The organism is Candidatus Peribacteraceae bacterium, assembly GCA_041661065.1.
GTDB lineage: Bacteria > Patescibacteriota > Gracilibacteria > Peribacterales > Peribacteraceae > CAIKAD01.
On the sequence record JBAZVD010000001.1, the window covers coordinates 774658 to 795480 of the forward strand.

The following is a 20823-nucleotide window of genomic DNA, read 5'->3' on the forward strand; positions in this document are numbered from 1 at the left end:
CGCTCTCCCGGTTATGCTATACTCCCTCCAAACATGTCACTCCCTCTTCGACTCACCCTCCGCTTCGCACTGAACATCGCCCTGGTATGGGCGCTGGTGGCGTTCGTGCCGCAGGCGTTCGTGATGGACGGCGGGTTCCCGGCCTCCATCATCATCGGCGCGCTCCTCACGCTCATGAACTTGGTGGTGCGGCCGCTCCTGGACGTGGTGACGCTGCCGCTCAAGCTGGTCGCCACCCTTTTGGCCTTCATCCTGGTGAACGGCCTCTTCGTGTGGCTCACGGTCTGGGCCGCCCAGCGGTTGGATCCCTCCCTCGTCTCCCTCCAAATCGACGGCGGCCTCCCCGGCTGGCTCTCCGTGATCCTCGTGTTCGGCATCGGGAACTGGCTGATGAAGATGTTATTGAGGTGAAGGAGTGTTTGAGGGAAAGAGAGAATTGGAGAAGTATTGCGTATTTCGTATTGTGTATCGAGTATGACAGCCAAGGACGCTTGGGAGCACATACGCGATACGTAATACGCAATACTAAATACGTAAACCAGTCCACTATCAACCTTTGCCCGTTCCGCTGAAGAATAATACAGTTCCCACCATGCGACGTATGGGCCGCACCGGGGTATTGCTCACCGCGCTCGTTGCGGTTGCGCTGATTGTGCCTGCACTCTCCTTCGGCACCTGGAAAGCGTTCGTCGGCCAGACCGCCCCTTCGGACATCACGTGGAAACTTCTCTCGGAACAATCCCTGGGCAGGCTGCAGGGGGTCGCCGTCGCCACGGACGGGACCCAACTCTACGCCATCGGCGGGGCGCGCATCGGCGCTTCGTTGGCCGAGAAGGCGGCGCACGTGACGGCGAACGGAACGGAGTGGAAGGTGCAGCAGCTCTCCTTCCCCATCCGGGACACCGTACCGGTGGTCCACAACGGCGAAATCCTGCTGTTGGGAGGACGCTATTGCAACGCACAATCCTCCTGCGCACCCACGCAGAACATCTTCCGCTTGAAAGGGATCGCCAAGGATTTCCCCGCTCTTCCCCTCAACCTGGAACGCATGGCGGCCGTCTCCTTCGGGGGGACGCTCTGGCTCCTGGGCGGCACCGAATACGACAAGGGGGCCTCCGGCTACACGTACAAACTGCAGCAGAATGAGTGGCGAAAGGTGGGGCCGCTCTTCGCGCAGACGTCGCGCGGCTTGGCGACGGCGTTCGGCGACCGCATGTACTACATCGAGGACGCCAAATCCCAGGGGGAACGCCGGGTGTTCTCCTCGGCGGACGGCGCCACCTGGACGCAGGCTTCTTCCTTGCCCGCTTCCTTCTCATCGCTCGAAGACCTCCACATCGTCGTCTTCCGGAGCAGCCTCTGGGTCATCGACGGCGCCTCGGGCAACGTTGCCCAATCCCGGAACGGCGTGCAGTGGCAACTCGTTCCCGCGGCCCAACCCCTCTCTTCCGACGCGCAGGAATGGGACACCTTGGGAGCCGTGGCTTGGAAAGGAAAGGTTGTGCTGGTGGGGGACGGTCCGCTCACCGGGGAAACGATGCGCAAGGTCTTCGCGTACCCCCCCTCCGTCTGCGGCAACGGAGTGGCGGAAGTGGGAGAGGAGTGCAACGAGCCGGGCTTGTCGTGCACAACGGCGGAAACCTGCGCCCCCGCCGCCTGCCTCTGCAATCCCGCCGCCGATCCCTGCGGCAACGGCGCCCTTGACGCGGAAGAGGCCTGTGATGACGGGAACGCGGGGAACGGCGACGGCTGCAACGAGATCTGCCGGGTGGAGGACGGGTGGGCGTGCACCGGAACCCCTTCCGATTGCCTCCAGTCGCGGGGGGACGTGCGCCTGGAATTCACCGGCCCCTCTACCGTGCAACCGGCGCAACCGAAAACGTTCTCCGCACAGGTGACCAATGCGCGGGATGTCTCCGCCGCCCTGGTGCTGGCGTTGTACTTCCCCCCCGGCCTCACGGTGACGCAGCAGGAACAGGACCTCCCCTGCACCACCGCGGAAGTACAGGGGACCATTTGCCAGGGCAGGATACAGCTTGAAGCGGGCTGGAGCAGGACGTTCGGCATCGCCGCACAGCCGGCTCCCGCAGAAACGTGCGAAGACGGCCTCTCCCTGTCCGTGTCGGCGATGATCTCCACCGACGAGGCGGATGCGGACGCTTCGAACAATACGCAGAGCTTGGAAGTGAAGGTTTCCTGTGATGCCCCCTTGTCCGTCTCCTCTGCATCCTCTGCATCCTCTGCTTCCTCTGCTTCCTCTGCTTCCTCTGCTTCCTCTGCTTCCTCTGTCTCCTCTGCTTCCTCTGTCTCCTCTGTCTCCTCTGCTTCCTCTGCATCTTCTGCATCTTCTGCATCTTCTATCTCCTCTGCATCTTCCCTGTCCTCCGTAGCTCCGTCAGGAGCGGAGGAGGATGCTTCCTCTGTCTCTTCCTCCTCTTCGCGCAGGAGCAGTGCATCCTCGTCTTCATCCTCTTTTTCTTCCGCCCCCTCCGTTATCACCGCGCCCGCAACGTCCTCCTGCAACGGCGCCATGAGCTCGCTCTTCTGCACCGTGGAGAACGGCAAGAGGAGTTGCAAGCGCCTGTGCATCAACCTCCCCTCCACGCCGACCATGAACGCCTTTCTCTGCCCCGCCGGGGAACGGCTCCGCTCCTTCGAGTGTACCTTGCGCGGCACTCCCTCCTGCACGTACGACTGCGTACGGCGCGACTCGTAACTTTTTCCCGATGTCTTCCCCCCTCCCGCCTTCCCGGCTTCCCTCCCGCCGCCTCACCGCGACGGTCCTCGGCACAGCCATGCTGTTCACCTGCGGCTTGCTCTGGTCTGCGCACACGGGCCGTCTTCCGCAAGAACCCCGCACACCCGCACAGCTGAGCGCCACCACCCTCGCCACCGGTGCATCGCAGGATATCACCATCCACATCGGCATCCCCTCCGCACAACAGGGCGGCTTGCTGTCGCTCCTGGTGATGGTGGTCAACCGCAGCCAGACGCCGGTGGAGGACATCGTGGTTTCCCACCGGATGCCGGCGGGCTTGCAATTCCTGCAGGAACAATCTGACGAGCGTTGCATGCAAGTGGACGGTGAAATCCTCTGCTCGTTGGCGGGTGAGGGGAACGGTTTCTCCTTGCACGGAAGCCAATCCATCACCTTCGACCTCGTGTTCCGGGTGGAAGAGTGCGTCACGCCCTCCCAGCATTCCACGTCCGTCCGGAGAGTGGGAGGGGAGGAATACACCCGCCGCTCCACGAACATCGCCTTCTCCTGTGAGGAAATGATGAAGCCGGACCCCGCTGCATCTTCTTCCCGCGCCTCCTCCCTCCCCGCTTCCCTCCCCGCTTCCCTCCCCTCTTCTTCCTCCGTCCGCTCCTCACTCCGCTCCGCCGCTTCTTCCCGAGTGGCCAGCCAACCCCAAGCCTCGCAGGAGGAACCGTGCGTCTCGTTCTGCACCACACGCGACGGCGCCCCCGCCTGCAAGCTCATCTGCGCTTCCCTGGACACGCAACCCTCCCTCCCGGACTACTTCTGCAACGGACGGAAGGTGGCCTCCTTCCGCTGCACGGTGTTCCCCCCGACGGAACGGGACGGGGCCTTCCCCCGCTCAACCTGCGAGTACGAATGCAACTGAGACGTGACCGGTTTGCCGGGCTCCCCCCTCCCCCATGACGTCCTCCACCGCGTACCTCACCATGGACGTCCCCGCGCGCCGGGGCTTTGTGAACATCACGCCCCGGGTAGAAGAGGCGGTGCAGAAGAGCGGGATCCGGGAAGGCCTGTGCCTGGTGAACGCCATGCACATCACCGCGTCGGTGTTCATCAATGACGATGAAGCGGGTCTCCACCGGGACTTCGAGCGGTGGCTCGAGGAACTGGCGCCCTTCAACGCATCGCCCGAACACTACCGCCACAATCGGACGGGCGAGGACAACGCCGACGCGCACCTCAAGCGCCAGATCATGGGGAGGGAAACGGTGGTGGCCGTGACGGACGGGAAGCTGGACTTGGGGCCGTGGGAGCAGATCTGCTACGGGGAGTTCGACGGGATGAGGAAGAAGCGTGTCCTGGTCAAAATCATCGGGGAATAACCGGTGCGGACATGCGAGGAAGAATTGACTACAAGCTACCTTGCTAAGCAAGGTACCATGCGCTACATTGTACACGCTTATGACCCGCGACCTCCCCACCGAGAACGCCCAAGCGCAGATGCGCAAAGGCATCCTGGAGTTCTGCACCCTCCTCATCATCTCGCGCGGTTCCGTGTACGCCACGGACATCCTGCAAACATTGCAAGCATCGGACTTGCTCGTGGTGGAAGGCACGCTCTATCCCCTCTTGAGCCGGCTCCGCGCGGACGGGCTCGTGGCCTACGAGTGGCGCGAGTCCAAGAACGGCCCCCCGCGCAAGTACTACACGCTCACGGCCAAGGGCAAGACGGTGCTGCGCGAACTCACCCGTACATGGAAGTCCCTCAGCGATTCCATCCATTCCCTCCTCTCCCATGCATAAGACGGTCACCATCACCCTCGGCGGCATCCTCTTCCACGTCGAAGACGACGCGTTCGCCGCACTGGACTCCTACCTCTCCTCCATCCGCGCCCACTTCCGCTCCTACCCGGACAACGACGAGATCGTGGCGGACATCGAGAACCGCATCGCGGAGGAGTTCGGCGAGAAGCTGAAAGGCAAGCGGAAGGCCGTGACGCTCGCGGACGTGGAGGAACTTACGGCGCGCATGGGGACCGTGGAGGACTTCAAGAAGTTCGATGCCGGGCGCGCCGATGAGACGGAAACGAAGGACCAAGCCCCGAAGGGGCCCTCGGGGGAGCCGCTCTTCAAAGGCCGCCTGTACCGCTCCGCGGATGACCAGATCCTGGGCGGCGTGAGCGCCGGCATCGCCCACTACTTCGCCATCGACCCCGCCATCGTGCGCCTGGTGTTCGCCGCCACCATCATCTTCGGCGGCATGGGCATGATCGTCTACATCCTCCTCTGGATCATTCTGCCGGAAGCCAAGACCACCACCGAGAAGCTGGAGATGGAGCAGAAGCGCGTGACACTCTCCGCCATACAGGAGCGTGTGCAGGAGAAGGTGCGCAACCCCGCCACGCGCAACGCGGCGCGCAAGATGGTGGCGGTTCCCGTGCTCATCCTCCGCCGCCTCATCGAGGCGTTGGGCAAGGTGCTGCGTATGGCGGTGCCGCTGTTCATGCGCGCCGCGGGCTTTTTCATCATCCTCGGCATCGCGCTGGCCATTGCGGGCCTTACTTCCGCGCTCGTGTACTTCATGCTCAACCCTTCCTCCGCCTTCGCCGATTTTCCGCTCCAATCCGTGGTGGGACGGCCGGGCTTCCTCACCCTCATGCTCTCGGGCTACGCCCTCGCCTTCCTGCCCCTCATCTTCTTCCTGATGGCGGGCTCGAGCCTGATGGACATGAAGAACACCTTCTCCGTGCGGAGCGTCTCCACGCTCATCGCCCTGTGGGTAGTCGCCCTCGTGGCGTTCACGGTGACGGGCTTCTCCCACGCGCCCGCGCTGGAAGCGGCGGCCCGCAGGATCCAGAGCGAGCGGGTGGAGACGGTGACGCGCCAAGCGGACCTGAAGGATTTCCGCAGCGTGGAAGTGGGCGGTTCGGCGTTCCTCACCGTGCACCGGGGCGATACCTACGCCGTGACCATGGAAGCGGCGCCGCAGGACTTGGACCGCGCAAAGGTGCGCGTGGAAAACGGCACGCTGAAGATGGACTATGAGGGATGGCGTTCATCCTGCTTCTTCTTCTGCGGCAACCGGCGGGTGAAGCTGGATATCCGCATGCCCACGTTGGACGGAGTGGATCTCGACGGTGCCTCGCACGGCGAAGTGAGCGGCTTCGAGGGCGACAGGATGACGCTCAAGGCCTCCGGCGCCTCTTCCATCACCGGAACGCTCACCGCAAAGAACCTCACGCTCGACCTCAGCGGCGCCTCCCGCGCCGTCCTCCAAGGCTCCGCGGACGCACTCGGCTTGATGCTGAGCGGCGCCTCCCGCGTGGACGCCGTCCGCTTTCCCGCGAAGAACGCCACGGTGGACCTGAGCGGCGCCAGCGCCGCGCAACTGGACGTGAGCGAATCATTGAAAGGCGACATCTCCGGCACCAGCAGCGTGACGTACAAACAGCGCCCGCCCGCGGTGGACGTTTCCACCTCCGGCGCCAGCCGCGTGGAGCAGATGGAAATGGAACCGGAAGAGCAGGAATTCCAGGAGTTTGACGAATGGCAATGAGCCCTAAAGGCTCTTGAAAAGTCTGTTCTAATTATTTGTTCAAAGTACAAAACAGAAACACCAACATGGCCGGAGCCGTTCGCCGCAGGCTGACTGCAAATCTATCTTCAAGAAACAGCGGGAGAGGTACCGCCGCCGCGGGGGGTGAAGGGGAAGGCCCTGCTTCGACATGGCCTGCCGACGAGTCAGCCCCGAATCCTTGGAGGGGCTGAAGAGGAGGCACAGGGCCGGGCGGGGGGGCTTCGGCGGCGGAGCGCTTTTCTTTGCCCCTTTCTTTTGTCGCCCTGACAAAAGAAAGGGGGGATTTCCTCAATCAGAACTGCACCGGCACCTGAACGCTCGCGTCATTCTCCGGCAATCCCGAGGGATTATCCCGCTCCAGTACGAGCGTTCCGGCGGATGTTGCGGGCGGGTCGAAGGTGAGGGTGGCCATGAACGGCACGAAGTCCGCGGTCATCCAATCCCCCTGCGCTTCCGCAATCCCCTGCGCGATGATGGCGCCGTCGCCATCGAGGAGCTTTACGGGGAAGCTGGCCTCAAAGAACCAGCGTCCGCGCGCTTCGCCGCTCACCGTGAGCGGGCTCGAGACGGTATCGCCGGGCTGCGGCTGCGTGAGGGTGACGTCCGTGGAAGCGACGCTGGAGACGCTCGAAACGGAGGCCTCCGATGCCGCGGAGGACGAGGAGACCGGCGGCACAGGGTCGCCGTCGTTCGGCGCCGCGGAACAGGCTGCGAGGAGCGTGAGGGAGAGGACCGAGGTGACGAGGAATGTGGTACGCATAGACCCCTATGATCGCGAATGACGCGGTCTTTGTCAAAGACATGGGCTGCTTCGCAAGCCGCACTGCTTGTGTGTCGACTCTCCCCCTTTATGATGGGAGCCTCCTCTCCCTCTCCCCATGGAAATCCGACCCCGCTCCCTCCTCTGCATTCCCCTCCTCCTTCTCCTCGCTTCCTGTGCGCCAAGCGAGAGGAGCATACGTGCGGAACTGGCGCAGGCGAACCGCTGCGAACGGGCGGAGGACTGCGTGATGATCGGGAGCAAGTGCCCCTTCGGCTGCGACATCTACGTGCATGCGGACGAGGCGGTACGGATGCGGGCGATGGTGGAGGCATACCGATCCGACTGCATGTACGGCTGCGCGCAGAGTTATGGCGTGGAGTGCGTGGAAAGCGCCTGCCGGCCAGTTCTGCAGCAGCCCCGGGAGGAGACGGACGGGAACGTGGGCGCAGCCTGCACGCGGGATGACGAGTGCCAAACCCCCATGAGCTATTTGATTCGTTCCAACTGCCCCTTCGGCTCCAAGTGCGTCGAGGGGAGCTGCGCCGTGGTGTGCCCCCAGTGGACGCACGCGCAAGACCCCGCCGTCAGCGAGAGCCTCCCGACCGCCTGCACGCAGGACAGTGATTGCGATTGCGGAAGCTACGTGGCGCAGGATGTGAACGAATGCCGCTGCATCGGGAACGCGTGCTTCGCGGTGATGAAGAAGTAGGAAATATGCTTCAATGCACAGTATCACCGACTGTTTTTCGTTTCCGCGGATGCGGCCAGTCGCTCAGCTTGCCCATCCTCCGTTCGATGGGATCCGCGCGCCGCAAACGCGCAATCTGCGCCCGGGTGAGGATGGGGTAATGGCGGACGGCGTCGATGTGCGCGTAGATATCCCAGATCTCCCCCTCCCGCGCCATCCAGCCGACGGCATCGAAGCGCGAGAGGTCGATGGCGCCGGAATAGGAGCGCAGGGTCTTTTCCCCGTTGTCCAGGAAGTACTCGTGGAAGAACGAGAGCGCCAGCTCGCGGACGCTCCGGTAGACGGCCTCGCGGTACCGCAGCACCCCGTGGTTCGTCTTGCTGATGGCGCCCCAGCACCCGTCGATGCGGAAGAGGGCAATGACGTGGTCGAAATCGTGTCCCACCGCGCGCAGATCCATGACGAGCGGGCGCCATCCGGCCACGCGCAGCATGGCGGCCGCGAGCGCCGCTCCCTCCACGCAGTGCGCGCGACGCTCCCGCAGCACCTGCCGCGGGGAGAGGCACGTGTGCTTCCCGTGCTCGAAGTTATGCGGGATCGTGCACAGGAAATCCTGGATCTTCCGCGGTGTATTGCAGGGACGGATGATGGCGAGCTCTTCGCGCGAGAAGCCGTGGTTCATGGGGAGGAGTATAGCGCGGTCCACGGCCCAGACGTTGCATTTCGTGCTATCATGCACCCATGGAGACTTACACGTGGTACCAACAGCTGATCAAGCCCTCATGGGCTCCTCCATCAACCGTGTTCGGGCCGGTGTGGACCGTGCTTTACATCGGCATCATCATTTCCTTCGGCGCCGTCTTTGTGATGGCGGCACAGAAGAAGATCGTGATGATGATTGCACTGCCGTTTGTGCTGAATCTCCTCTTCAATTTCGCATTCACGCCACTGCAGTTCGGGCTCAAAAGTAACGTCCTTGCGAGTATGATATCCTCCTCGTCCTCGGGACGCTGATCTGGGCGATGCGAAGTATTTTTCCGTATGCTCCATGGGTTACGTACGCCCAGATTCCGTACCTGTTGTGGGTGACGTTTGCCACATGCTTACAGCTCACGATTACGTATTTGAATTTCCACTGAACCTCTGATCATCCAACTCTACGCCATAGAGCAGACATTCGCATGACCCGCCGCCGCCACGATGACATGGCAAAGAATACTGTCGTCACGGTGAACGATCTTCTGCAGCAAAACTGTCGATACATCCTTACAGAAGCCGAAGGCTCTCACTTCGATCCTCGCTTCAAGCCCCAGCTCACGCCGAAGCAGATGCTCGAGCTCGGCGTCTTCGGCGGGAAGTACATGACGGACTGCATAGATGAGTTTCCTGCCGATTGGTTTACAAAAGCGAAGCTCTGCCACGAGCGACACGATGCCGCTCTCAATTTCTTCGGCGTGAATGCAAGCCAGGCGCTATCGGTGTGGAAGAGGAAGGGATGGATTCATCCCGCCGATCCGCGAGGGTGGTTTCAGTGGTACTGTCGCTACTATCTCGGTCGTCGTATGCCCGAGGAAGATGATCGGCAGATTCGCAGGTGGCTTGCGATGAAGCGACACATCACGCAGGTGAAACATAACTGTGATCGCGGCGATCTCTCCTGCAGGCGAAGGCAGCGGCAGGCTTTGCTGCACTGGGCGTATGACAGCAGACAAATATGATGTCGATATCGCTGCACTGGGCGTAATTGTTATACACTTGAATTGATGAACAAACATGTCCATTGCCCTTCAACCTTTTTTCGCTTTCGGTCCGCGATGCGGACAACCCCGCCAGCAACACGGTCGGCGCTTGCCTTCAAGAAGTTCCGCTTGCAGCCGCTCAATATGATTTTTTCTTGTTTCCGGCTGCTTCACGATAGTAGTCCAGCAAATCCACTCGTTACGTGCCAGAGAGGTGAGTCCATTCCATTTTTCCAACAGATCCGGATTGAGAACCAAAGCTTCTTTTACATCGGTCGGGACACGATGGACTACGCCAGTGGCAACCCTGTTATCTGCCAAATATGCGCTATGAAGAGAATCCTCATCATACAAGCGTTGTGCAGGACTTCAATTATTTGGGAGTGAATAATGGTGGACACTATACGAAATAATTGGAATCGCTTGGAGGAGTTGATTTTCCAGTGGTACGAGATTCTGAAAAATGCCAAGGTACAAGCACTTGGTGGGCTTTCAGAAGCGTAAGTTCCTTGTTTAGTTACTCACTGGAAGAGAGTGGAAGCACAAACAATAAGCATCTAGATATCTATATCATCATGAAGAAGCACTAGTATGGCCCGGTATTCCTCTCTTCGTAAGGCATGAGTAGGCATATTTGCCACTCTCGTTTCAGTCTTCAGTTGTTCCAGATCTTCTTCACGGAGCTCTCCAACCTGAAATATATTCTTGTTTTCAAAAGCGGATTTGAACATTTGAAAGGGGAGAAATTGAAGAAAGGTTAAATTCAGATAAGTCTTTTTACGAAAACAATCGTAATTGATTAATTCTATGCAATGATCGTGTTTCCCATGATCCGTCTGCGTTGTTGTTATTGCCACGGGTACTCTTTGTCTTGCATGGTCTAAATCTGTTAAGCAGATAATATATTTATCGTTAATTAAATCTCTGTCCTCGGGACTTTTGTATTTTAATCCTAGACACAAAAATATTGCCCCTTTCCTAATTGAAACTGCGAGCCACTCATCAGGAATTTGAAGGGCCAAGGGTCTTTTGTGTAATTGTTGAAAAATCTAATAATTGCTTGTTGGCATTCCCGTTTGGCTTAGCCCCAATTTTTTTCATAGGCTCTGTGCTATATGCAACTTTAGTTAATTCATTAAAATCAATGTTATATATCTTGTTAACAACTTTTTTTACGAAAGCAGCTTCAATATCTGAAAGAAGATCGATTTTTACATAAGCCACGCATTTATGACCATGCTTCGAATCAGCAACTTCTTGAGAATCAAGAAAACCGGAATAGGAGCAGTCCTTTCTATAGTCATAAACCGAAGGATCAAAAGGGCCGTTAGGCCACCATCTCCACTGAATGTTGGAAATTTTTTTACCAGTATATCTGTAGCAAGCTACATCAGCTAAATACATTGCTTTTGCTAATTGGAACGTATCACACGTTGCGTTGTTTTCAGTAAATTGAATGTAAATGTAACGAGCAAGATCCCGCGTTTTTGCATCCAATGTTGGCCACCCAAACATTGAATAAAACCTATCAAATACTTTACTCATAGCTGAAGAGTATCACATACATCGACTATGGCTGGTAGCATATCCCAATGATTTGTAGGGATAGGCCATCAAAATACTGCAACAAAGAACTCATATTTGGTTAACCGCAATTTGAGAAAATGCAGGCAAATGGCCAAATCCCTTTCATTAAAGAGTAGCAATTCTGTTTTGTTTCTCTTATTTCCTCGTTTTTGCTGATTTAGCATTGAGCATTTTCGCACCTTGTAAATTGCACCTACTGCTTCTCGTATACCTTCACTGCGATATTCCCATGCACACGATATCCTGCTTGTCTGTGGCCTCTCTTCAGCAGAGGCAGATTTTCTTCTTGCTGATTGAATGGTCTCAGGACACCAAAAGAAAAGGAACATTCATTGAGAACGGCAATAGCATCTGTAAGTGCAAGTAAATATCTGCCAACACCTTTTCCGCGCTGAGATTCTGCTACTGCCCTTTCTGCAATGAAAAGAATATTTCTGACTTTCTTTCGTATTCTTGTTTTGACTAACAACAGATTCAAATTGCATTGAAGGCCTATATCATTACTGCAAATCCACCACCCCTGACACTTGCCCTCTTCATTTCTTATCAACTGAGATAGTTCCAATTTCTGATAGAGAGATTTTTCGAAGTCCCGAAGTTTCAGCAAATGAGACAGCGGAAATACGTCTCCATCATTCGAAATATGAGGAAGCAGTACTAACAAACGGTCGGGAGTGGCAAATATGTAATTATCCCCACTAAGAGCCATCTGCAAATCAGCTCCATTGGAAGAAACCGTTTCTGATTTCTTTTCGAGCTGTTTCACTATGGCTTGGTATTGTCCTTTTTGCTGCTTCGAGATGCCGTAAATCATCTTCATTGAGAATTGCAACAACAAGTCATGTCGTATCCGAGGCGGCAAAGAAGACAGTTCCTCAAAGTGATCTTCGCACCATTGTATTGATGCCTCTTCGCCGCCGTGATGCTGTTGGATGCCAAACATAAGGGAATAGTTTGGCAGAAATGGCTTTGATTTCAAATTCGTATTTGTTACACAAGGATAGCCCCTTCCATGTACTACTGGAGACAAGTTCTACTGTTCTCGCTTAATCCTTGGATCAGTCTCTGCTTTCTTCTCCCGTTCCCTCTTGAATGCGAGAACATCTTCTTCAAGAAAGATCTTTCCTGAAGATGTCTGCTGGTATGGCAGCTTTCCTTCCTTCGCAATACGATCAAGATACTGATAAGAGATCCCAAGAAGCTTGGCGACGTCTCCAGCCGCCATTACCTTAAGGGGTTTCTGCTTGGACTTGCGCATAAGCGTGACAACTCACGCTAATGCCTCCCTATTAGCAGATATAGTTGAAACATTACAACCATGGATCTATGCTGAGCTTGCTTTCCCCCTTCTTGTATGCGGCGACTCTTTGCGTCGGCAGCTTTACTGAGTGCAGTATATTCTCTGCAACTTCTCACTCTTCCGAAAGCCAACGCGGAGAGCGTTGTTGACCGTGTGTGTGTCCGTGTTGTGAAAAATTACGCTAGCGATACAAAGATGTGGGATAGAGTGAATGACCGTGTGGAGAAAAGATTTGGAGTTCGTTGTCAGATGATAAATGTACAAGACCTACCTTCTTCTTCGACTTCATCTCAAAGCAGCCTTGCACAGAAACAAGATGACTCCCATGTAAGCAGAAGAGTATTACGAGATAAGACAGTATCTTGCGATTTGGCGGGGTGTAACAGTCGAAGGACTATCAATACCGTTAGTCAGACAAGCAATAATGCGTTTCTCAATCTAATTGCAAATCAGAAGTGGAAGATCCGCCTTGTTAGTGATCCTGAGGTGGTATTAGGAAATACTTTCAATGATGGCTATACAATTGATGTCAGTAGGAATGGAGATAAGATGACTGTGAAGGGTTATAACAACGATGGGAAGACGGGTGAAATCAAGTGGGATAGCAGCGCGGATTGGTCTGTGTATTTTTCCAAAGCTTGTGCTAAAGATCAGAAAGAATGTCTCACATTATCTCGAACAACATATAAATATTATGACTATAAGCTTGGTAACTATACGGATATGTTCTTTTTCCCTATTGATCTCACTCCCACAACGACAGCCCAGCAATATAGCTCCACCTACTATACCGTTGGAGAAGGAAATTATTCAGATAGAGAATTTAAAGTGAATATCCTATCGAAAGATGCATCTGATATTTCTTGTGTTGTGCGTGGTGAGACGCATGACGGACAACTCATTTACTACACCCCCGATAGTCAGTATTTCAATGACCTATATAAGTTCAAGTGCTTTCCAAGTGAGGAGGAGGCAAATAAAGCTGGCTACAAGAAGAGTCTGAATTAGCTCTTATCATGGGCTATTGAGAGTTAGGGCGTATGATATGCATATGAAAGGGAAAGTCGGTAGACCCACTAAATACGGTTCGGACATTGTCGCGAGCGCAAGGCGCTACGTGGAGAATTGTGCACGTACTAAAGAGATTCCTTTTATCGAAGAACTGGCACTTCAATTAGGGGTGGATGATGACACAATTGTGGAATGGGCAAAGAAGCATGATGAATTTTCCGCCACTATAAAACAGTTGCGACTTCTTCAGAGGCTGTATCTCCAAAAGGACTCTCTTTCGCGTAAAATCCACCCTACAAGCGCGATTTTCCTCCTCAAGGCCAATCATGGCTTCATGGAAGCCGAGAAGCGACAGGAGGCCAATACTGTCACAACATACGAGGATCTTATAACGGCTGCGGAGAAGGATGGTGAGTATGCAGAATGGGATATTGCCGAAGCCATAAATAATCAGTCGCTACACTCTGTTCCAGACGCCCTACAAAAGAAGATCAGATAAGTGAATAATAGTGAACGAATGGCATTCAATGAGAAGCTTCTTCGCGTGGTCAATCTGCTCCTTGAAGAGGAGGAAATGGCCGATGGAAAAGAATTGGTCGCAATCTCCTATGAGCGGTTCAACCATGATGCAGATATGACGGAAGACGAGGCAAAAAAACTTCTGAAGATCCTGCACAAACATGGCTGTATTGAGAATGACAAAGCAGCATGGGGTGACTATATGGCCGAGATTATCCCTGCCAGATTGCCACCCTATTCCACTGTTGTTAGATTTCTTCCGGGAAAACTACTGGAAGAACGGGCTTGCCTTCTCCGCGCAGAACAAGGGATGGCTCACCCTGAGAAGAAATCGTCCGGCTCACGTTTTCACTTTCATGGTGGAGTGTTACACATGGATGGTATCGATACAGTGCTTAAGTTTCGAGAGCGGGAAAAACAATACAGTCTTCTCGCAGCCGCCTTTGCACTTCCTCTACATACGAGAATTGACGGAGGAACGGAGGGTATCGATCTGAGAGATCGCCAGCTTTATGATGCTGCACGGTTAATCAATGAGAAGGTGCGAAACAAATTTGGATATCAGGGCGTACTATTCCGTTGTAACTATGCAGATAGGTATGTGGAAAGAATCGTATGAGTAAGCCAAAGTCACCGTTGAGTCAATGAGCGAAGAGCAAGCTTGCCTGCGATGCTCAGCGCTGACGATTGCAGGCGCATACTCAAGAGGCCTCAACTTACTGATGAAGAGGCAATGGAGCTGCTCACGCTTGCCCGTGCATGGGTCAACCGCGCTCTTGATGAATACTTCAAAGATGAGTTCACGTAACAAGCCTTGTAAACGAAAGTTCATCTTAGTATATTCCAGTCAATTACCATGATTTCCTCTCAATCATCAACTCGTGAGTTCTACACATTGGCAGAAGTCGCAGAAAAATTGCATGTCAGCAAGATGACAGTGTATCGCAATGTGAAATCGAAGCATCTCCCTGCGTACAAAATGGGAAGAGATTATCGGATTAAGAGTGAGGACTTGGACAGTTTCATTTCTTCGCTCAAAGTTACTTGAATTCATCACATGGTTGAACCATCCGAACAACGGCACGATCTAACGCAAGTCCTTACTCAATTTGCTGACAAATTGATGGAGATATTTGATGAGTTTGCCCGTGCCAACACTGAGAATAAAAATGAATATCTCCGTGAGCAAACATATCGTCCGACCAACTTCTTTATTACGCTCAATGTAGCAATACTGTCTGCTTCTTCCTTTTTCTTTTCCCGTACCGATCAAATCAATTTGCTCTCGAAGCTTCTGTATATTGGTATTTCTCTTGCATTCGTTTCCATCATACTCGAAATATTTAATCGGAAAGATTATCTGCGGATTATTGATCTTGATGCTACAAAGCGCGTCATCAACGCTGATTCTCGAAGAAAAGAGCTTGGAGAGATCATGAAGCAGTTTCATGCGAAAGGATTTCTTGAGACCTACAATGCACTGATGCCATTGACTCAAACTCTAGATGATACAAACAAACTGATCGAGACAGAGACAACAAAAATGCTTTTGCCCGTTCACAGGAGAAGAAACGTCGCAATGGTTTGTATGATTGCTGCTTTAATTTCCCTATTTTCAGTAGGCCTTTCTCAGCTTGGCGTTTTCAGATGGATTCTTCAGCAACTACTACGCACAACTTGAAGCCATGAACCAAAAAGCAGTCATCTATTGCCGGGTATCTTCCGAGAAACAAGTGAGAGAAGGGAACGGCATCAAGAGCCAAGAACAACGATGCAGGCAGTATGCAAAGGCGCAGGAATACAGTGTATTACGCGTCTTCAAGGATGAGGCGATTTCCGGAGGGCTGTTAGAGAGACCGGGGATGCAGGAGATGCTCGTGTTCCTTGAAGAACAGCCCTTCGATGCTCCCACTATCGTTATTGTGGATGACATCAAGAGATGGGCGCGTGATGTGCAGGCTCATTTTGCATTGAAGACCGCGATTTATACGCGCAATGCAAAGCTTGAAAGTCCGAGCTATAAATTTGAGGATTCTGCGGAAGGAAAATTTGTGGAAACCGTGCTCGCAGGAGCTGCGGAGCTTGAGAGAAACCAGAATAAGAGACAGGTGTGTAACCGCATGAAGGCACGTCTCGAAAGCGGCTATTGGTGCTTCGATAATCCCCCCGGCTACATATTCAAGAACATACCGGGGCACGGAAAAATGCTCGTTCCTGATGAGTCAAAGGCAGGAGTTATCAAGGAGGCATTGGAGGGTTTTGCTTCAGGGAGATTCCTTGAACAGATGGACGTACAGCATTTCTTGGACTCCAAGAATTTCCATCATCGTAAGCAATGCGGGAAGGTGCATTTGGAGCAAGTGAAGCGCCTTCTCACGCGCATTCTCTATGCGGGATACGTGGAATATCCCAAGTGGAAGGTGGAACGCAGGAAAGGCCACCATGATGCGCTGATCAGCCTTGAAACATACGAGCGCATACAAGACCGCCTCGGATTGAGGCAGGGAGTATCCGAGCGCAAAGACTCTGATCCTGATTTCCCTCTGCGTGGTTTTGTTCTCTGTAATGGGTGTGGGAAGCGATTGACGGCAAGTTGGACACAGAGCCGGGGCAACCTGTTTCCTTACTACCGATGCAAAACGCGAGTCTGCGCGTTCGGGCAAAAAAGCGTGAAACGGAAAGTAATGGAGGATGCTTTTAAGAAAATCCTCAGCGATGTTCGTTCAACGGAGGAGGTATTGGAATTTATAAAAGCAGTAATGACGCAAGAATGGAACTCCCGGATGGCGGATGTACAGAGCGCCAGGAGAGAGCGTGGGAACCGCTTGGAGGCGGTTAAGAGCGAGATTAAGGCACTCACCAAGAGAATCTCGCAGACGGAGAGGGAATCGCTTGTAGGGGCATATGAGGAGCAAATTGAGGAGCTACAACAAGAGCGGCGAAATTTGGAAAAGAAGGTGGGCAAGTCCAAGAGAGACTCAGATGAGTTTGGAACCGCCTTGGATCATATGCTCGGATACATCAAAGATCCCTATGGGATGTGGCAAACTCGAATCTTTGAAGATCAGCGGCTTGTGTTGAAGCTCCTTTTCGATGAGCCGCTACGCTTCGATAAGGAACGCGGATTTGGAACCGCTCGTTTTTCGCTTCCCGTAACCATTTCTGAGGAAGGAAAACGCTCAAAAAGTCAAATGGTGGAGATGCCGGGAGTCGAACCCGGGTCCAACGTGTCGACTGGTTGTCTGTACCGTCATGTTCCTTCTGGTTCTTCCGGATTCTCAAGAAGGAACGAGAATGAACCCGGAAGGGTTGACGCGGAAAGGTCAGATCACCGTTGCGTCAGGCGATGACCTGTCTCGCTGATGACGCCTCTTCCTCCCAGCGAGAATCAAAGGAGAGACGTGTTCCCGCAAAGGGGAACTTATTACGCATAGGCCGGAACGAACGCAAACACGGGCTTCAGAGAAGCCGCGAAGCGACGTCCGGTTACGCGGAACGTGTCAGATAGTCTGGCACTTATGGTTTGCAACGTTGGGTGCGGGAACCGTTGCCATCCCGGACGGAGACGAAGCCAGACGAGTATCACGCTGTCGAAAGCCTGTCATCCCCAGTGGTGTTAATGAACGCGAGCACTGGAGGAAGAAATACTACCTCCTCCCGCCTCGGCGCAGTCCCGCAGGACAAAGCCGGGTCATCCCCTTTCACGGTACTGCAAGAAGATGCACGAAGAAGTATACCTGTTTCCCGCAGCCATTCCATCAACTTTTATCCTTTCCTAAGCGATTTTCCTCATGCGTTACACCCACACCGACCCCCTGTAGAATCCCCCCATGCATTTGGAGAAAGGCAAAAAGCGCCGATGGTTTGAGACGGCATTCGTGGTCCTGATCGGCTGGATGTTCGTGCGGCCCTCCAACGACCGGGACTGGTCCCCCGACCAGGCGGTTCTGCCTTCCGCGGAAGTGCGGGGCGACACGGTGCACATCCGCAACATCCGCAATTTCACCTACCGCACTGTGACGGAGTATGACATCGCCTACGAGGACAAGGATTGCCGCCTCAGCGACCTGGAATCCCTGTGGTACGTGGTGGAGCCGTTCTCGCACTGGAAGGGGGCGGCGCATGCGTTCCTCAGCTTCGGCTTCCGGGGGGGCGGTTTCATGGGGATCTCCATCGAGATCCGCAAAGAGAAGGGCGAAAAGTTCTCTTCCTTGCGCGGGTTGTTCAGGCAGTACGAGCTCATGTACGTGATCGGCGACGAGCGGGACCTGGTGAAGCTGCGGTCCAATTATCGGAAAGACTCCGTGTACGTGTATCCGGTCCGGGCCCCCCGCGAGGTCATCCGGCGCCTGTTCCTCTCCATGGTGGAGCGCGCCAACACGCTCCGCGAGAAGCCGGAGTTCTACAACACGTTGACCAACACCTGCACCACCAACATCGTGCGGCACATCCATGAATTCTCGCCGCGGCGGATACCGTTCAGCTTCAAGGTGCTCCTCCCCGCCTATTCCGACCGCCTGGCGTATGACCTGGGTCTGATCGATACGGATTTGACGTTTGAAGGGGCGCGCGCGCGGCACCGCATCAACGACGCGGCGCTCCTGTACGCCGAACACCCCGATTTCTCCCTGAAGATCCGCGAGGGTTTCGGTACCATGCGCCCATGAAGCGGAAGAAAGCGCCTGCATCGCAGCGGCCGTTCGTGGAACGCGTCCGGGAACTGGAAGAGCGGCTCTTCGCGGGGAAGCTGCGTGAGGACGAACCCGGCATGATGCAGGAGGAACGGAAATTCTGGCGCTTCCGCCCCAGCCACCACGCGGCTACGGGATTGCTGACGCAGGAGGACGTGGCGCTCCTCTCACAACCCGGAAAGCGCCTGTTGAGCGTGGGCGCGATGCCGGCGTACCTCGAGCGGCTCCTGCCGGAGCTCGGCGTTCCGGCGGAGAACATCCTCGTGACGGATACGGACCCCGACATTACGGACGCGGCGGCGCCCCTCCCCGCACTGGCGTTCGACATGCACGGGACCTGGCCGGAGACGGGGACGTTCGACCGCATCATCTTCCCGGAGAGCCTGTGCATCGCCATCAGGGACCGCTTACCGAAGGAAGAGAACGATGACCATCACCTTGATGAGCGTGAAGCGGAACTCCTCACCGCCATCCTCAAGCAAGCGCTCATGAGACTGCGTCCCGCGGGGATCCTCCGCGCCAACGGCCCCATGAGCCACCCCAACGTGATGCACGCCGTCGCCGCAACGCTGCAGGAAGAGGGTCTCGCGCCCGTGATGGACTGTAAGCGGTTCTTCCTCACCGTGCAGAGGCAAGACGAAACACAGGGAACTCCCGCGTGACGATGTTCCCGCTGCCTCACGCCATCTTCACCTCCCGCTTCACCTCCTCCGGCTCCACCGGCAGTTCGAACGTGAAGGTGGTCCCCTGCTCCGCGTCCGACTCCAGCCAAATGCGCCCGCCCATGCAGCGCAGGATCCCCTGCACGATGAAGAGCCCCAGGCCGTTGCCGTCCGGCCGGTGGAGGCGCGCGTTGGTGCCCCGCACGAACTTGGTAAAGAGGCGCGGGAGATCGGCGGGGGGGATGCCGTACCCGTGGTCGCGCACGGCGATGCGCACGCGGTTCCGCAGGCGCTCCGCCTTGACGGTGATGAGCGTCCCCTTGGGGGAGTAGCCCATGGCATTGTCCAGGAGTTCCATGAGGATGCTCGTGACGAGGTGGCTGTCGGTCCACGCGCGCATGTCGCCCTCCACCGCGATGTCCATGGTCTGTTCCCGGCGGCGCAGGTACGGCTCGCACGCCACCCGCACGTCGCGGATGAGCGCATCCATGTAGAACCACGCTGGGTGCACCTCCACCCCCTGCTCCTCTATCTTCGCCGCCTGCTTCATGACGTTGAGGATGTTGTTCATGCGATACACGCCCTCGTTCAATGAGGCGATGTGGTCTTTCACCGCATCCTTGAGCTGGGAGGAGCCCAATTCATCCTGCAACGCTTCCGCGGAGTACTTGAAGATGGTGAGCGGCTCGCCCAGCTGGTGCGAGGCGAGGAGCAGGAGCCCCATGCGCTCGCGCTCCAGTTGCTGGTACATGGTCATCTTGCGCTCGAGCAGGAGCAGCGCGATGCCCCCCGCTATGGACGTGGCGCCCACGAGGAGGAGCAAGAACAGGAACGAGGAGAACACGCTGCCCGAGAGGCGCACGTAATCATCGGCGTTCATGTCGATGCCCAGTATGGCCTTCGCTTCCCCCTTGGCGTCGCGGATGGGGGCGTAGCCGGAAATCACCGTCCCCCACTGGTCCGAGTTGATCCCCTCGTCCACGGCGGGCCCCAGGAAGGAGAGTTCGCGCAGTTCGGGGAGCGCGCTCACGTCGTAGGGGTCGCCGGGTTGAGGCGCCTCTTCATCCGGCTGCAAGACTCCGTCGCCGTTGGTGTCCAGTTCACGGAAGGAATCGAGGGAAATGGCGTCCGCCACGAAAGCGAGGGTATTGGGGTCCTCCGTCTTCCGCATGATGTACACGGAACTCACGTCCACGGCGTTCTTCATGATGCCCTTCATCCGCTGCACCACCTCCCGGAACGCCGGGCCGGTGGTATCGGCGCGCGTGTTGATGCGCGCCACGTCTTCCGCGTCAATTTGCGACGCCGCCACGGCCGCCACCGAGCGGAGCCTCTGCTTGAGCTCGAATTCCATGAATTCCCGCCCGCGCATGAAGAGCAGCATCAGCGTGGTGACCGTGATGACGGCGGCCAACACAAGGAGGATCACCGTGATGCTCTGTGCACGGTTTCCCCGGGCGTTAAAGGAGACTGGCGGATTGGGCATGTGTCTTTTGAGATAATTATAGCAGAATTGCGTCTTTTTCGCTACTCTTGATTCACCCGATGTACGGGAGAAATAGCCCCGGTAAGGCTTTTCGCT

General features: G+C 55.6%; 22 protein-coding genes and 1 other RNA gene. 15 read left to right on the plus strand and 8 right to left on the minus strand.

Annotation, left to right across the window (positions count from 1 at the left end; translation table 11 throughout):
* Window positions 1-33: 33 nt before the first annotated feature.
* From WC698_03580 to WC698_03605, 6 genes are all read left to right on the plus strand, one after another.
* The gene (locus WC698_03580; GenBank protein ID MFA6039316.1) at window positions 34-411 is read left to right on the plus strand and encodes a phage holin family protein; all 378 of its coding nucleotides are present in this window, start codon (window positions 34-36) and stop codon (window positions 409-411) included.
* Window positions 412-601: 190 nt separating this feature from the next.
* On the plus strand, window positions 602-2716 hold the full coding sequence (locus tag WC698_03585; protein ID MFA6039317.1) for a hypothetical protein: 2115 nt from the start codon (window positions 602-604) through the stop codon (window positions 2714-2716).
* 10 nt (window positions 2717-2726) lie between these two features.
* Window positions 2727-3629, plus strand: a complete 903-nt coding sequence (locus WC698_03590; protein MFA6039318.1) for a hypothetical protein — start codon at window positions 2727-2729, stop codon at window positions 3627-3629.
* A gap of 34 nt (window positions 3630-3663) precedes the next feature.
* Window positions 3664-4086, plus strand: a complete 423-nt coding sequence (locus WC698_03595) for a secondary thiamine-phosphate synthase enzyme YjbQ (GenBank protein ID MFA6039319.1) — start codon at window positions 3664-3666, stop codon at window positions 4084-4086.
* 79 nt (window positions 4087-4165) lie between these two features.
* The gene (locus tag WC698_03600; protein ID MFA6039320.1) at window positions 4166-4507 is read left to right on the plus strand and encodes a PadR family transcriptional regulator; all 342 of its coding nucleotides are present in this window, start codon (window positions 4166-4168) and stop codon (window positions 4505-4507) included.
* Complete coding sequence (locus tag WC698_03605; protein MFA6039321.1) at window positions 4500-6260, plus strand: DUF2807 domain-containing protein; 1761 nt, start codon at window positions 4500-4502, stop codon at window positions 6258-6260. Before WC698_03600 ends, WC698_03605 begins: the two co-directional genes overlap by 8 nt.
* Before the next feature lie 313 nt (window positions 6261-6573).
* Here WC698_03605 and WC698_03610 read toward each other — a convergent pair whose 3' ends face one another.
* Window positions 6574-7041, minus strand: coding sequence for a Gmad2 immunoglobulin-like domain-containing protein (locus WC698_03610; GenBank protein ID MFA6039322.1), 468 nt, complete (start codon window positions 7039-7041; stop codon window positions 6574-6576).
* Window positions 7042-7159: 118 nt separating this feature from the next.
* Here WC698_03610 and WC698_03615 point away from each other — a divergent pair, with 118 nt between their 5' ends.
* Complete coding sequence (locus WC698_03615) at window positions 7160-7753, plus strand: hypothetical protein (protein MFA6039323.1); 594 nt, start codon at window positions 7160-7162, stop codon at window positions 7751-7753.
* 10 nt (window positions 7754-7763) lie between these two features.
* Here the strand turns inward: WC698_03615 and WC698_03620 are convergent, their stop codons facing one another.
* Window positions 7764-8414 carry a hypothetical protein gene (locus tag WC698_03620; protein MFA6039324.1) on the minus strand — a complete coding sequence of 217 codons (651 nt, stop codon included), beginning with the start codon at window positions 8412-8414 and terminating at the stop codon, window positions 7764-7766.
* 59 nt (window positions 8415-8473) lie between these two features.
* Between WC698_03620 and WC698_03625 the strand changes: the two genes are divergently transcribed.
* The gene (locus WC698_03625; protein MFA6039325.1) at window positions 8474-8746 is read left to right on the plus strand and encodes a TspO/MBR family protein; all 273 of its coding nucleotides are present in this window, start codon (window positions 8474-8476) and stop codon (window positions 8744-8746) included.
* 167 nt (window positions 8747-8913) lie between these two features.
* Window positions 8914-9450: a hypothetical protein gene (locus tag WC698_03630; GenBank protein ID MFA6039326.1), complete on the plus strand. Its 537-nt coding sequence runs from the start codon at window positions 8914-8916 to the stop codon at window positions 9448-9450.
* Between the two features lie 578 nt (window positions 9451-10028).
* On the opposite strand, the gene WC698_03635 is transcribed toward WC698_03630, so the two are convergent.
* The 4 genes from WC698_03635 to WC698_03650 all read right to left on the minus strand — a co-directional run bounded on the left by WC698_03635 (window position 10029) and on the right by WC698_03650 (window position 12316).
* Window positions 10029-10493, minus strand: coding sequence for a hypothetical protein (locus WC698_03635; GenBank protein ID MFA6039327.1), 465 nt, complete (start codon window positions 10491-10493; stop codon window positions 10029-10031).
* Window positions 10474-11016 (minus strand): Panacea domain-containing protein, encoded by a 543-nt coding sequence (locus WC698_03640; GenBank protein ID MFA6039328.1) that lies wholly within the window; start codon window positions 11014-11016, stop codon window positions 10474-10476. The genes WC698_03635 and WC698_03640 overlap by 20 nt, the downstream gene beginning before the upstream one ends.
* Before the next feature lie 235 nt (window positions 11017-11251).
* Window positions 11252-12001: a hypothetical protein gene (locus WC698_03645; GenBank protein ID MFA6039329.1), complete on the minus strand. Its 750-nt coding sequence runs from the start codon at window positions 11999-12001 to the stop codon at window positions 11252-11254.
* Between the two features lie 90 nt (window positions 12002-12091).
* Window positions 12092-12316: a hypothetical protein gene (locus tag WC698_03650; GenBank protein MFA6039330.1), complete on the minus strand. Its 225-nt coding sequence runs from the start codon at window positions 12314-12316 to the stop codon at window positions 12092-12094.
* A 96-nt stretch (window positions 12317-12412) separates the two neighbouring features.
* Between WC698_03650 and WC698_03655 the strand changes: the two genes are divergently transcribed.
* From WC698_03655 to WC698_03670, 4 genes are all read left to right on the plus strand, one after another.
* The gene (locus tag WC698_03655) at window positions 12413-13366 is read left to right on the plus strand and encodes a hypothetical protein (protein ID MFA6039331.1); all 954 of its coding nucleotides are present in this window, start codon (window positions 12413-12415) and stop codon (window positions 13364-13366) included.
* Between the two features lie 43 nt (window positions 13367-13409).
* Window positions 13410-13868 (plus strand): terminase small subunit, encoded by a 459-nt coding sequence (locus tag WC698_03660; GenBank protein ID MFA6039332.1) that lies wholly within the window; start codon window positions 13410-13412, stop codon window positions 13866-13868.
* 18 nt (window positions 13869-13886) lie between these two features.
* The gene (locus WC698_03665) at window positions 13887-14507 is read left to right on the plus strand and encodes a hypothetical protein (protein ID MFA6039333.1); all 621 of its coding nucleotides are present in this window, start codon (window positions 13887-13889) and stop codon (window positions 14505-14507) included.
* 438 nt (window positions 14508-14945) lie between these two features.
* A complete protein-coding gene (locus WC698_03670) occupies window positions 14946-15569 on the plus strand; it encodes a hypothetical protein (GenBank protein MFA6039334.1) in 624 nt (207 codons plus the stop codon).
* Window positions 15570-17080: 1511 nt separating this feature from the next.
* On the opposite strand, the gene ssrA is transcribed toward WC698_03670, so the two are convergent.
* Window positions 17081-17497: a transfer-messenger RNA gene (ssrA, locus tag WC698_03675) on the minus strand.
* Between the two features lie 221 nt (window positions 17498-17718).
* Between ssrA and WC698_03680 the strand changes: the two genes are divergently transcribed.
* Together WC698_03680 and WC698_03685 are read left to right on the plus strand one after the other, a co-directional pair.
* Window positions 17719-18555 carry a DUF4105 domain-containing protein gene (locus WC698_03680; protein MFA6039335.1) on the plus strand — a complete coding sequence of 279 codons (837 nt, stop codon included), beginning with the start codon at window positions 17719-17721 and terminating at the stop codon, window positions 18553-18555.
* Window positions 18552-19241 (plus strand): hypothetical protein, encoded by a 690-nt coding sequence (locus WC698_03685; protein MFA6039336.1) that lies wholly within the window; start codon window positions 18552-18554, stop codon window positions 19239-19241. Before WC698_03680 ends, WC698_03685 begins: the two co-directional genes overlap by 4 nt.
* A 16-nt stretch (window positions 19242-19257) precedes the next feature.
* On the opposite strand, the gene WC698_03690 is transcribed toward WC698_03685, so the two are convergent.
* A complete protein-coding gene (locus tag WC698_03690; GenBank protein ID MFA6039337.1) occupies window positions 19258-20727 on the minus strand; it encodes a HAMP domain-containing sensor histidine kinase in 1470 nt (489 codons plus the stop codon).
* Window positions 20728-20823 lie beyond the last annotated feature (96 nt).